Here is a 13,398-nt window from a genome sequence, read left to right on the forward strand (position 1 = left end):
CCGGGCGCGGTCAGCGGAAGAGCACGCCGGGGGTCTCGGTGACCGCCTCCTCGGGCTGGGCGACCAGGCCCAGTTCGGCGTCCGAGACCAGCAGGGGGTGCGCCGGCAGGATGCGGACGGTCCAGCCGAAGGGCCCGGCCCGGTCCAGTGCCAGCTTGCCCTCGTACGTCCAGCGGCCGGAGATGTCCGGCCCGCCGGCCGGCTCCAGGTCGACGGTCACCGGGTCGGTGAGCCGGTCGTCTCCGTCCACCCGGCCGCCGGCGGCCTGCACCCGCACCGCCTCCGGTTCCAGATCGCCGAGCGCGACCCGCACCCGCAGCGACAGCCTGCCGCCGAGCGCCGCCGGCTCCGGTCCGGTGCCGACGTGGTCCACGGCGACCCGGGGCCACTCCCGGCGCAGCCGGGCGGCATAGCCCGCCAGCTCCCGGGCGGCCTGCGGGCCGTGGGCCCGGTGCGCGGCGGCGGCCGGGGCGTAGAGCTCCTCGACATAGGTGCGCAGCATCCGCTCCGCCGTCACCATCGGCCCCAGCCGTTCCATCGTGGCCCGGACCATCTCCAGCCAGCGCCGCGGCAGCCGGCCCCCGTCCGGTCCGCGCTCGTAGAAGCAGGGGGCGACCTGCTCCTCCAGCAGGGTGTACAGCGCCGTGGCCTCGACCGCGTCGCGCCGGGCGGGGTCGGCGGCCGCCGGGCCGTCGGCGGTGGGGATCTCCCAGCCGAAGTCCGGGCCGTACCACTCGTCCCACCAGCCGTCGCGCACCGACAGGTTGAGACAGCCGTTGAGAGCCGCCTTCATGCCGGAGGTGCCGCACGCCTCCAGCGGCCTCAGCGGGTTGTTGAGCCACACGTCGCAGCCGGCGTACAGCGGCAGCGCCATGGCCATGCCGTAGTCCGGGAGAAAGACGATGCGATGCCGGACCCCGGGGTCGTCGGCGAACCGCACCAGCTCCTGGATGAGCCGCTTCCCGCCCTCGTCCGCCGGATGTGCCTTGCCCGCCACCACGAGCTGCACCGGCCGTTCGGGGTGGAGCAGCAGGGCCCGGAGCCGGCCGGGATCGCGCAGCATGAGGGTGAGGCGCTTGTAGGCCGGGACGCGCCGGGCGAAGCCGAGGGTGAGCACGTCCGGGTCGAGGACGTCGTCCACCCAGCCGAGCTCGGCCTGTCCGGCGCCGCGCTGCGTCCAGGAGGTGCGGACCCGGGCACGCACCTCGTGCACCAGCTGTTCGCGCAGCGCGCGGCGCAGGTCCCACAGCGCCGCGTCGGACAGTTTGCCGGTGCGGGCGCGCAGCACCGCGTCGTCGGTCCAGGTGGGGGCGTGCACGCCGTTGGTCACGGAGGTGATGGGCACCTCGGCGGGGTCGAAGCCGGGCCACAGTCCCGCGAACATCTCCCGGCTCACGCCGCCGTGCAGGGTCGAGACCCCGTTGGCGCGCTGGGCGGTGCGCAGCCCCAGGACTGCCATGTTGAACGAGGGAGGCTCCTCGCCCGCGGTCGTCCCGCCGCCGGGCGCGGCGGACCCGGACGGCTCCCGGCCCAGGGCGAGCAGCTGCTCGCGGTCCAGGCCAGAGAGTTCGGCGCCCTGCCCGAAGTGACGGGCGACCAGTTCCTCCGAGAAGCGGTCGATGCCGGCCGGGACCGGCGTGTGGGTGGTGAAGACGGTGCCGGCCCTCACCGCCCGCAGCGCGGCGTCGAAGGGAAGGCGGGCCGCCTCGCCCAGCTCGCGGATCCGCTCCGGGCCGAGAAAGCCTGCATGGCCCTCGTTCATGTGGAAGACCTCGGGCTCGGGATGCCCGGTGATGCGGCAGAAGGCGCGGACCGCGCGGACGCCGCCGATGCCCAGCAGCATCTCCTGAAGCAGGCGGTGCTCGCTGCCCCCGCCGTAGAGCCGGTCGGTGACGTCGCGCTCGGCGGGGGCGTTCTCCGCCAGTGCCGAGTCGAGCAGCAGCAGGGGCACCCGGCCGACCTGGACCTGCCACACCTGGGCGTACAGGGTGCGGCCGCCCGGCAGTGCGAGGCTCACCCGCACCTGGTTGCCGTCGGGGCCGGTCAGCTCCACCAGCGGCATCTCGTACGGGTCGAGCACCGGGTACTGCTCCTGCTGCCAGCCGTCGGGCGACAGGCTCTGACGGAAGTAGCCGTGACGGTAGAGCAGGCCGACACCGATGAGCGGGACGCCGAGGTCGCTGCCGGCCTTGAGGTGGTCCCCGGCGAGGATTCCCAGTCCGCCGGAGTACTGCGGCAGGGCGGCGGTGATGCCGAACTCGGGCGAGAAGTAGGCGATGGCGCGGGGCAGCCGCGGGTCGTCCGCCTGCTGGTACCAGCGGGGGCCGGTCAGGTAGTCCCGCAGGTCCTCCTGGGCGAGCCGGAGCTGCCTCAGGAAGGACCGGCGGCCGGCCAGTGCGGTGAGCCGGTCGGCGGTCACGTTGCTCAGCAGACGCACCGGGTCGCGGCCCGCGGCCCGCCAGCCCTCGGGGTCGACGGATCTGAGCAGTTCGCGGCTCTCGGGGTGCCAGGACCAGCGGAGGTTGAGCGCCAGCTCCTGGAGGGGGCCGAGGGGGTCGGGAAGGACGGGACGTACGGAGAAACGACGGATGGCCTTCACAGCTCGACGGTAGACCGGGCATATCGCCCCGCACCGCACCGCTGCGCCCGATTGCTGAGGAACGGCGCCGATAACCACCCGCACGGGGAACCCCGCGCCCGGATGCGCGTGTCCCCGCCCTGCGGGGCGGGGACACGCGCACGGCTCACGCCGGGTCCGCCGGACCGCTCTCCTCGCCGGTCCCTTCGCCGGCCTCCTCCTTCAGGAGGGTGGGGGCGAGCTCGGCGGTGGGCCGCAGGGTGCCGTCGGCGATCTCGGCCGCCCAGTGGCAGGCCACCTTGTGCCCGTCGCCGAGGTCCCGCAGTTCCGGGCGCTCGGTGGTGCACAGCGTGTCCTGCTTCCACGGGCACCGGGTGTGGAAGCGGCAGCCGGCCGGCGGGTTCGCCGGCGAGGGCAGGTCCCCCAGCAAAAGGATCCGCTCCCGGGTGTCCTCGACCTCGGGGTCCGGGACCGGCACGGCGGACATCAGCGCACGGGTGTAGGGGTGCTTCGGCGCGGCGTACAGGTCGTCGCTGGAGGCCTCCTCCACCAGGGCGCCGAGGTACATCACCCCGATGACGTCGGAGATGTGCCGCACCACGGCCAGGTCATGGGCGATGACCAGGTAGGTCAGGCCCATGGACTCCTGGAGCTCCTCCAGCAGGTTGATCACCTGGGCCTGGATGGAGACGTCCAGCGCGGAGACCGGCTCGTCGCAGATGATGACGTCCGGCTCCAGCACGAGCGCGCGGGCGATGCCGATGCGCTGCCGCTGGCCGCCGGAGAACTCGTGCGGGTAGCGCGAGAGCGCGTTGGCCGGGAGACCGACCCGGGTGAGGATCTCCCGGATCCGCTCCCGGCGCTCGCCGCGGTCGGCGCCGATGCCGTGCGCGGCCATGCCCTCGGAGAGGATGGACTCGATGTTCTGCCGGGGGTTGAGGCTGCCGAGCGGGTCCTGGAAGACCATCTGGAGCCGGCGCCGCGAGCGGCGCATCTCCTCCTCGGGGAGCCCGGCAAGGTCGGTGCCGTCGAAGACGACCGCGCCGGAGGTGATGTCGACCAGCCGCAGGACGGCCCGGCCCAGCGTGGTCTTGCCGCAGCCGGACTCCCCCACCAGGCCGTAGGTCTGGCCGGCCTCGACCGCCAGCGACACCCCGTCCACGGCGTAGACGTGCCCGACCGTGCGGTCGAAGACGATGCCCTTCTTGACCGGGAAGTGAACCTTCAGGTTGTCCAGTTCCAGCAGGCTCATGCCCCGTCCTCCTTCTCCAGCACGTGGTGTCCGGGCGCCTTCGCGGGCGGCACCGGGTGGACGCAGCGGACCTGGTGGCCGGGCTGGTGCGGTTCGGTCAGTTCGATGGTGCCCTGCAGGCACTCCAGGGTGTAGAAGTCGCAGCGCGGCGCGAACGCACAGCCGTCCCGCCAGGCGATGGTGTCGTTGATGGAGCCGCGGATGGGGGTGAGCGGCTCACCTCGCGGCGCGTCCAGCCGGGGGATCGAGCCGAGCAGGCCGTGCGCGTAGGGGTGGGCGGGCGCGGCGAACAGCGGCCGCCGGCCGGCCGCCTCCACGACCTTCCCGGCGTACAGCACGTTGACCTCGTCGCACAGGCCTGCCACCACGCCGAGGTCGTGGGTGATCATCAGCAGGGCGGTGCCCTCCTGGTCGACCAGCTCCTTCAGCAGCTCCAGGATCTGGGCCTGGATGGTGACGTCCAGCGCGGTGGTCGGCTCGTCGGCGATCAGCAGCCGCGGGGCGCAGGCCACCGCCATCGCGATCAGGGCGCGCTGCCGCATGCCGCCGGACAGCTGGTGCGGATACTCCTTCAGCCGCCGGGTGGGGTCGGGTATGCCGACCCGGTCGAGCAGGTGGGCGGCCTCCTTGCGGGCCGCCTGGCCGCGCAGGCCGCGGTGCCGGGTGAGGATCTCGGTGACCTGGAGGCCGATCGGCACCACCGGGTTCAGGGAGGACAGCGGGTCCTGGAAGATCATGGCGAGCTGTTTGCCGCGCAGGTCCCGCAGCGCGGAGTTGCTCATCCGCAGCAGGTCCTGCCCGTCGAAGTCCGCCCGGCCCCCGGTCCGCACCCCCTGCCGGGGCAGCAGCCCCATGAGCGCCAGCGAGGTGACGCTCTTGCCGCAGCCGGATTCCCCGACCAGGCCGACGACCTGGCCCTGGTCGACCGAGAAGGACACGCCGGACACGGCGGTCACGTCGCGCCGGCCGCGGCCGGTGAACGTCACCGTCAGTTCGTCCACGGAAAGCAGTGGCATCAGGTCAGCTCCGCAGTTTCGGGTCGAGCGCTTCCCGCATGGCCTCGCCCAGCAGGGTGAAGCCGAGGGCGGTGATGATGATGCCCAGCGCGGGATAGACGGCCATCATGGGCGCCTGGTCGAAGAACCGCTGTGCCTGGGCGAGCATGACGCCCCACTCGGGCTGGGCGGCGTCCGGGTTGCCCAGGCCGAGGAAGGACAGCGCGGCGGCCTCGATGATGGCGGTGGCCAGGGCGAGGGTGGCCTGGACGATGACCGGGCCGAGCGAGTTCGGCAGCACGTGGGCCATCACGATCCGGCGCCGGCGCACGCCGAGCGCGCGGGCGGCCAGCACGTAGTCCGAGCCGCCCTGGGCCAGCATGGAGCCGCGCAGCAGCCGGGCGAAGATGGGGATCTGCACCACACCGACGGCGATCATGACGGTGGTCAGGGACTGGCCGAGGATCGCGGCGATGCTCACCGCCAGCAGCAGCGAGGGCAGCGCCAGCATCATGTCGATGACGCGCATCAGCACGGCGTCCAGCCGCCGGCCCCAGGCGCCGCCGAGGGAGAGGGCGGCACCGGAGACACCGCCGATCAGCGCTCCCACGGTGAAGCCGATCAGGGTGGCCACGACACCCACCAGCAGCGTCTGCCGGGCCCCGACCAGCAGCCGGGACATCTCGTCGCGGCCCAGGTGGTCCAGGCCCAGCCAGTTGTCGGCACGGGGGCCGATGAACAGGCCCTGGTTGGGGAAGACCTCGCCGCGCCAGAGCTGGGCGGTGGGGCTGTAGGGGGCGATCCACGGTCCGATCACGGCCAGCACCACGAACACCGCGATGATGCTCGCGCCGATGATGGCCATCTTGCTGGACCGCAGCCGCCGCAGGGCCTCCACCCACAGGCTCGCGCCGCCGGAGGTCTCGGTGGCGGCGGTGAGCTCGGCGAGCCGGTCGATCTTGTCGGTCTTCGTGCTCATCAGTGCACCCGCACTCTCGGATCAATGACGCTGTACGCGAGGTCGACCAGGAGGTTGATGAGGACGTAGGTCAGCGCGATGAACAGGATGAAGCCCATGAGCACCGGGTAGTCGCGGGCGTCGATGGCGATGCGTATGAAGGAGCCGATGCCGCCCCAGGCGAACACCGACTCGGTCAGCACCGCTCCGGACAGCAGGCCGCCGGTGAGCAGGCCGACCGCGGTGATCACGGGGAGGAGGGCGTTGCGCATGACGTGCCGGGCCCGCACCACCCGCTGGTGGAGTCCCTTGGACTCGGCCGTGCGGACGTAGTCCTCCTGGAGGACCTCCAGGACACTGGCCCGGGTCATCCGGGTGATGATGGCCAGTGGGATGGAGGAGAGCGCGATGGCGGGCAGCACCAGGTGCATCAGCGCGTCCCAGGACGCGTCCCATTCACCGGTCAGCAGACCGTCCAGCACATGGAGGCCGGTCACTTCCGTGGCGTTGATGCCGGTGGACTGGCGTCCCACGCTGGGGAACCAGCCGAGGTTCACGGCGAAGATCGCCTTGAGGATGAAGGCGAGGAAGAACACCGGAATGCAGATGCCGATCAGCGATCCGGAGACCGCCGAGACGTCCAGCCAGTTGCCGCGGCGCTTGGCCGCGAAGTAGCCGAGCGGGACACCGACGAGAATGGCGATGATCATCGCCGCGATGCCGAGTTCGACAGTGGCCGGGAAACGCTGGGTGAACTCCTCCCAGACCGGGCGGCCGGTGCGGACCGAGGTGCCCAGGTCGAGTTCGGCCAGCCGCCGCATGAAGCGGCCGTACTGGATCCACACCGGCTGGTCCAGCCCGAGCATGGCTTCGACCTGCCGCCGGTCGGCCGCCGTGGCGCGTTCCCCGAGCAGGGCGGCCGCCGGGCCGCCGGGCAATCGGTTCAACCACAGGAACAACAGAACCGACAGACCCAGCAGCGTGGGGATGAGCTGCAGCAGTCTGCGGACGATGAGACGCAACACCCCGGTGCCGCCCCTTTCTTACGATTCACGCTCAGCAGTCCGCCCGGCCACGGATGTGCCGTGGCCGGGCGGACCTGGGCAGACGCGTCCTACTTGAAGGAGATCTCCGCGAAGTTCTCCTGCGTCAGCGGGGAGACGTTCGGCGGGTTCACGTTGTCGGCGAACGCGATGGACGGGGGCGAGGAGGAAATCGGGACGCCGGGCAGGAAGTCCATGACCAGCTCGTTGATCTCCTCGTACATGGCGACCCGGGTGTCGACATCCGGCTCGACGGACGCCTCGGCCAGCGCGTCGAAGATCTCGTCGTTGCGGAAGCCCCACTCCTTGGAGTACCCGTCGAACCAGGTGCCCAGGAAGTTGTAGGCGTCGTTGAAGTCACCGGTCCAGCCCAGCAGATACAGGTTGCATCCGCCGTCGCGGGTGGTGTCCAGGTAGTCCGGGGTCCACTTCATGGGCCGCGGCTGGACGGTGATGCCCACCTCTTCCAGATCGGCCTTCATCAGCTCGAACAGGTCGGCCGGGGCCGGCATGTACGGGCGGGTGACCTCGGTCGGGTAGCAGAACTCCAGGGTCAGGTCCTCGGCTCCGGCCTCGGCGAGCAGCTCACGCGCCCGCTCGGGGTCGTAGTCGTAGAGCGTGACGTTGTCGGAGTAGCCGTCGACGGTGTCCGGGACGAACTGGGTCGCCACCACGCCGCCGTCCGGCAGCTGGGTGTTGACCAGGGTCTCCCGGTCCAGGGCGTGCGCGATGGCGGTGCGCACGTCCAGGTCCTCCAGGGCCTCGTGGCTCTCCTGGGTGATCGCCATGTAGAAGAGGTTGAACACGCCGCGGACCGGGACCTGGAAGCCCTCGGACTCCAGGGTGTCCACGTCCGCCGGAGCGACCAGGTCGTAACCGTGGATCTCGCCGGTCTGGAGCGCCTGACGGCGGGCACCCTCGTCGGAGATCGTGCGGAAGACGATGCGCTCGACGCCGGCCTCGTCACCCCAGTAGTCGTCGAAGCGGTCGATGGTCACCTCGCCGTTGCCCTTGTCCCACTTGGAGAGCTGGAACGGCCCGGTGCCGGCGATGGTGCCGGCCTCCTGGCTGTAGTCGGGCATGTTGATGGCGTCGCCCTCACCGGTGGCCTCGTCCTCGGCGTACGCCTCGAGGGACTTGGGCGAGTGAATGGCGAAGGCGGCCAGCGAGAACGCGCCGGGGTAGACGGCGGAGGGCTGGTGGAGGTTGATGACGGCGGTCAGCTCGTCCGGGGCGTCGCAGCCGGCGAAGTTCGCGTCGGGGATGTCCTCGCCCTCGTTCTGGGCGAAGCCGCCGAACTCGGCCTGCCAGTAGTACGACAGCGCCTTGGACTGGTAGGTGCCGGTCCAGTTGTACCAGCGCTCGAAGTTCTGGCAGACGACCTCGGCCGTCAGCTCCTCGCCGTCGTGGAACGTCACACCCTCACGGAGGTTGAACGTCCACTCGGTGCCCTCGGCGTTCTGCTCCCAGGTCTCGGCCAGGCCACCGACCAGTTCGGAGCCGCCGGACTCGTGGTCCAGCAGGGTCTCCAGGACCTGACGGGAGATCCGGAAGGTCTCCCCGTCGCTCGCGAGCGACGGGTCCAGGGATGCCGGGTCCCCGGCCGCGCCGAAGACGAAGGTCTCCGATGCGCCGCCGTCGGCGCCATCGTCGCCGCGCTCGCTGCTGCAGCCGGTCGCGATCACGCCGATCGCGAGCGTGGCAGCCAGCGCCGAGACGGCTTTTGTTCGTGCAATTCGCATCGTCCACCTCAGGGGTCGGTGGTGTGGTCGGGCGTGTTGGACGTCCGCACATTACTGCGCATCTACATAGTTGTGAACGGGCTGCCGGACGGTGATACCGAGCTGAGACCAGCCCCGGGCCCGGTATTCGGCAACCGGGCCCGGACCTGCGGCGACAGCGGACAGGACGGTTCGCGCCGGGGCGCGGGAAGCAGGCGTGCACGGCTCCCTGCAAGAGCGCCATCGGACCCCGGCACCGCCCCGTCTTCTCCGCCGGACGCCCGCCGAGGCCTCCGGAGCACCGCCAGATGTCAACACCCTGCCTCATACACCCCCACACGGGTGAACGCGCACTGGAGCCGCCACGCCCCCGGGCCACGAGGCGGCCACCGAGCAGATACAAAGGACAAAGCCCCATAAAAATGACGAAAATAGCCACCCCGACCCTCCAGGTGATCCCCCATGATCGGTCGCATCCCTGTTCTGGACATCCAGCCGCTCGTCGACTGCGGGCGCCGCCCGGCCAAGGCCGTTCCGGGCGAGACCTTCCAGGTCACTGCCACCGTCTTCCGGGAAGGGCACGAGGCGGTCGGGGCCAACGTCGTGCTGCGCGACCCGCGCGGCCGCAGCGGCCCGTGGATCCCGATGCGCGAACTGGCGCCCGGCACCGACCGCTGGGGCGCGGACGTCACCCCCGACGCCGAGGGGCGCTGGACCTACGCCGTCGAGGCCTGGGGGAACCCGCTGACCACCTGGCGGCACTGTGCCTCGGTGAAGATCCCGGCGGGCGCCGACACCGAGCTCACGCTGGCGGAGGGGGCACAGCTGCTGGAGCGGGCCGCCGCGGGAGTGCCCCGCAGCGACGGCCGGCGCCTCCTCCTGGACACCGCGCGGACGCTGCGGGACACCTCCGTGCCGGGCGCGACCCGACTTGCCGGCGCCCTGGCTCCGGAGGTCACCGCCGTTCTGGACCGCCACCCGCTGCGCGAGATGGTGACGACCTCCCGGCCGCTTCCGCTCGTGGTGGAGCGTGAGCGGGCGCTCTTCGGCTCCTGGTACGAGATGTTCCCGCGCTCGGAGGGCGCGCGCGCCGGCGACGCGGGCTCGGCTCCGGTCTCCGGAACCTTCCGCACGGCGGCCCGGAGGCTGCCGGAGATCGCCGCGATGGGATTCGACGTCGTCTATCTGCCGCCCGTCCATCCCATCGGCCGTACCTTCCGCAAGGGGCCGGGCGGCGCCCTGACCGCCGGACCGGATGACGTCGGCTGTCCCTGGGCAATCGGTTCCGAGGACGGCGGACACGACGCGCTCCACCCCGACCTGGGGACCTTCGCCGACTTCGACGCCTTCGTGGCCACCGCCCGTGAGCTCGGAATGGAGATCGCGCTGGACTTCGCCCTCCAGTGCAGTCCCGACCACCCCTGGGTCAAGGAGCATCCCGAGTGGTTCCGCAAGCGCCCGGACGGCTCCATCGCCTACGCCGAGAACCCGCCCAAGAAGTACCAGGACATCTACCCGGTCGACTTCACCGAGGACTTCCGCGGGCTGGTCACCGAGTCCGTGCGCATTCTGCGGCTGTGGATGTCCCACGGGGTGCGGATCTTCCGGGTCGACAATCCGCACACGAAACCGGTGGTGTTCTGGGAGAAGGTGATCGGCGAGATCAACCGCACCGACCCCGACGTCATCTTCCTCGCCGAGGCGTTCACCCGGCCCGCGATGATGCACACGCTGGCCGCGATCGGATTCCAGCAGAGCTACACGTACTTCACCTGGCGCACCACCAAACGCGAGCTCACCGAATACCTCACCGAGCTCAGCGGCCCCGCAGCGGCCTGGATGCGCCCCAACTTCTTCGTGAACACCCCGGACATCCTGCCCGTCCACCTGCAGAGCGGTGGCCGCCCCGCCTTCGAGACGCGGGCAGTGCTCGCGGCCACCCTCTCCCCCTCCTGGGGCATGTACGCCGGCTACGAACTGTGCGAGGCCACCCCCGCGGCGCCCGGCAGCGAGGAGTACGCCGCGTCCGAGAAGTACGAGCTCCGCCCGCGCGACTGGCAAGCCGCCGAGCGGGAGGGCACCTCCATCACCGAGCTGATCGGGGCCCTCAACCGGCTGCGCAGGCGGCACCCCGCCCTGCGGCAGCTGCGTGGTCTGCGCTTCCACCGCACCGACAACGAGCACATCCTGGCTTACTCCAAGCGGACCCGGACACCACACGCCGACACGGTGCTGATCGTGGTCAACCTCGATCCGCACGATACCCACGAAGCAACGGTGTCGTTGGACTTGCCGGAGCTCGGACTCACGCCCGCGCAGGCGGGCGGAGCCGAGCCCTTCCCGGTGCTCGACGAGCTGACCGGGGAGACCTATCACTGGGGCAGGGACAACTATGTGCGGCTGGAGCCGGGCCGTAGGGACGCCTACGCCTCGTCGGCTCACATCTTTGCTCTGCGACCGTCCTCACCGACCGGAGGGTCACCCAACCATGAGCGTCAATGAGCCGGTCCTCGACATGTTCGAGGACACGCCCGCCCGCGACCGCGACCCCGAGTGGTTCAAGCGCGCGGTCTTCTACGAAGTCCTCGTGCGTTCCTTCCAGGACAGCAACGGCGACGGAATCGGCGACCTGAAAGGCCTCACCGCCAAGCTGGACTATCTGCAGTGGCTGGGCATCGACTGCCTGTGGCTGCCGCCCTTCTTCGAATCACCGCTGCGTGACGGCGGCTACGACGTGTCGGCCTACACCTCCGTACTGCCGGAGTTCGGCAACCTGGCCGACTTCGTGGAGTTCGTGGACGCCGCGCACCAGCGGGGCATCAGGGTCATCATCGACTTCGTCATGAACCACACCAGCGACCAGCACATGTGGTTCCAGCAGTCCCGCAGCGACCCCGACGGCCCCTACGGGGACTACTACATCTGGGCCGACGACGACAAGCGGTACGCCGACGCGCGCATCATCTTCGTCGACACCGAGGCGTCTAACTGGGCCTTCGACCCGGTGCGCAAGCAGTACTACTTCCACCGCTTCTTCTCGCACCAGCCGGATCTCAACTACGAGAACCCGGCCGTCCAGGAGGAGATCATTTCCGCCCTGCGGTTCTGGCTGGACCTGGGCATCGACGGCTTCCGCCTGGACGCGGTGCCCTACCTGTACGCCGAGGAGGGCACCAACTGCGAGAACCTGCCGGCCTCGCACGCCTTCCTCAAGCGGGTCCGGGCCGAGATCGACGCGCACTACCCGGACACCGTGCTGCTGGCCGAGGCCAACCAGTGGCCGGAGGATGTCGTCGACTACTTCGGCGACTTCGACCGGGGCGGCGACGAGTGCCACATGGCGTTCCACTTCCCCGTGATGCCGCGCATCTTCATGGCGGTGCGGCGCGAGTCCCGCTACCCGGTCTCGGAGATCCTCGCCAAGACCCCGCAGATCCCCTACGGCTGCCAGTGGGGCATCTTCCTGCGCAACCACGACGAGCTGACCCTGGAGATGGTCACCGACGAGGAGCGCGACTACATGTACGCGGAGTACGCCAAGGATCCCCGGATGCGGGCCAACATCGGCATCCGGCGGCGCCTGGCCACCCTGCTGGACAACGACCGCAACCAGATCGAGCTCTTCACCGCACTGCTGCTGTCGCTGCCCGGCTCGCCGATCCTCTACTACGGCGACGAGATCGGCATGGGTGACAACATCTGGCTCGGCGACCGGGACGCGGTGCGCACCCCCATGCAGTGGACGCCGGACCGCAACGCGGGCTTCTCCTCCTGCGATCCGGGCCGGCTGTTCCTGCCGGTGATCATGGACCCGGTCCACGGCTACCAGGTCACCAATGTCGAGGCCGCGATGAGCTCACCGGCGTCGCTGCTGCACTGGACCCGGCGCATGGTGGAGATCCGCAAGCAGAACCCGGCCTTCGGGCTGGGTACCTACACCGAACTGCCCTCCTCCAACCCGGCCGTTCTCGCCTTCCTCCGGGAGCACGAGGACGACGTCGTCCTGTGCGTGCACAACTTCTCCCGGTTCTCCCAGCCCACCGAGCTGGATCTGCAGGCATGGGCGGGCCGCCATCCGGTGGAGCTCATCGGCGGCGTCCGCTTCCCCCCGGTGGGAGACCTGCCGTACCTGCTGACCCTGGCCGGCCACGGCTTCTACTGGTTCCGGCTGCGCAGGCCCCCGGCCGGCTGACGGCGTCCACACGGCGTCGCTCTCCACGGGTCCGGGAGACCGTCCCGGACCCGTGGGACGGCGTCCGCGCCACCGGCCCGCGCCCCGGCACAGTCCCACATGCGCGACGGCCCTCACTCGCACGGCCGGTCCTTCGCGACACGTCCCCCGCCATCGGACGACACAAGCCGACATCCGGGACACTTTCAGCATATCTTCAGTGTGCCCGGGGAAAGGACGCCATGTCGGAAAGCTCCTCGCCCCGGACGGCTCCGCCCCCGCTTCCCTTCACTGCCGCCGCTGACGGCGGTGCGCTGCTGCGGTCCCTGACCGGGCTGCTGGCGCGCTGGCTGCCCCGGCAGCGCTGGTTCGCCGGAAAGGGCCGTCCGCTGGGCGGTCTCACGCTGGTCTCCGTCACGGAAGTGCTGCCCTGCCGGGCGGACGGCACCGTACCGGGGCTGCTGCACCTGCTGGTTCGCACCCTCCCCGGCCGGGATCACCGGCCTCCGGCCGCCCAGCAGGTGCCCGCTCCTTCCGCCGGAGCCCCCGGGGAGGCCGGCGACGACTGCTACCAACTGCTCCTCGGGGTGCGTCCGGTACTCCCGCCGGCGCTCGCCCACGCGCTCGTCGGACGCCCCGCGGACGGACCTCTGCACGGCCGGTCCGTGTACGAGGCGCTC

The 13,398-nt window shown here is 70.8% G+C and carries 8 protein-coding genes and 1 pseudogene; 3 read left to right on the forward strand and 6 right to left on the reverse strand.

Annotated features, from left to right (window positions below):
- Positions 1 to 10 precede the first annotated feature (10 nt).
- From glgP to ABD299_RS03465, 6 genes are all read right to left on the reverse strand, one after another.
- Positions 11 to 2,599, reverse strand: coding sequence for an alpha-glucan family phosphorylase (gene glgP / locus ABD299_RS03440; protein WP_344258737.1), 2,589 nt, complete (start codon positions 2,597 to 2,599; stop codon positions 11 to 13).
- A 145-nt stretch (positions 2,600 to 2,744) separates the two neighbouring features.
- Complete coding sequence (locus tag ABD299_RS03445) at positions 2,745 to 3,830, reverse strand: ABC transporter ATP-binding protein (protein WP_344258738.1); 1,086 nt, start codon at positions 3,828 to 3,830, stop codon at positions 2,745 to 2,747.
- Positions 3,827 to 4,846 (reverse strand): ABC transporter ATP-binding protein, encoded by a 1,020-nt coding sequence (locus tag ABD299_RS03450; RefSeq protein ID WP_344258740.1) that lies wholly within the window; start codon positions 4,844 to 4,846, stop codon positions 3,827 to 3,829. The genes ABD299_RS03445 and ABD299_RS03450 overlap by 4 nt, the downstream gene beginning before the upstream one ends.
- A 4-nt stretch (positions 4,847 to 4,850) precedes the next feature.
- A complete protein-coding gene (locus ABD299_RS03455; protein ID WP_344258741.1) occupies positions 4,851 to 5,804 on the reverse strand; it encodes an ABC transporter permease in 954 nt (317 codons plus the stop codon).
- Positions 5,804 to 6,808 carry an ABC transporter permease gene (locus tag ABD299_RS03460; RefSeq protein WP_344258742.1) on the reverse strand — a complete coding sequence of 335 codons (1,005 nt, stop codon included), beginning with the start codon at positions 6,806 to 6,808 and terminating at the stop codon, positions 5,804 to 5,806. The genes ABD299_RS03455 and ABD299_RS03460 overlap by 1 nt, the downstream gene beginning before the upstream one ends.
- A gap of 89 nt (positions 6,809 to 6,897) precedes the next feature.
- Positions 6,898 to 8,568 carry an ABC transporter substrate-binding protein gene (locus ABD299_RS03465; RefSeq protein ID WP_344258743.1) on the reverse strand — a complete coding sequence of 557 codons (1,671 nt, stop codon included), beginning with the start codon at positions 8,566 to 8,568 and terminating at the stop codon, positions 6,898 to 6,900.
- Between the two features lie 441 nt (positions 8,569 to 9,009).
- Between ABD299_RS03465 and ABD299_RS03470 the strand changes: the two genes are divergently transcribed.
- The 3 genes and pseudogenes from ABD299_RS03470 to ABD299_RS25100 form a co-directional block, all read left to right on the forward strand.
- The gene (locus tag ABD299_RS03470) at positions 9,010 to 11,049 is read left to right on the forward strand and encodes an alpha-1,4-glucan--maltose-1-phosphate maltosyltransferase (RefSeq protein ID WP_344258744.1); all 2,040 of its coding nucleotides are present in this window, start codon (positions 9,010 to 9,012) and stop codon (positions 11,047 to 11,049) included.
- Entirely contained in the window at positions 11,036 to 12,739 is a 1,704-nt protein-coding gene (treS, locus tag ABD299_RS03475; protein WP_344258745.1) for a maltose alpha-D-glucosyltransferase, read from the forward strand. Before ABD299_RS03470 ends, treS begins: the two co-directional genes overlap by 14 nt.
- Positions 12,740 to 12,960: 221 nt before the next feature.
- Positions 12,961 to 13,344, forward strand: a pseudogene (locus ABD299_RS25100) (maltokinase N-terminal cap-like domain-containing protein); the annotation flags it as partial.
- Positions 13,345 to 13,398: the final 54 nt, after the last annotated feature.

Source organism: Streptomyces sodiiphilus (genome assembly GCF_039529215.1).
Classification (GTDB): Bacteria; Actinomycetota; Actinomycetes; order Streptomycetales; family Streptomycetaceae; genus Streptomyces; species Streptomyces sodiiphilus.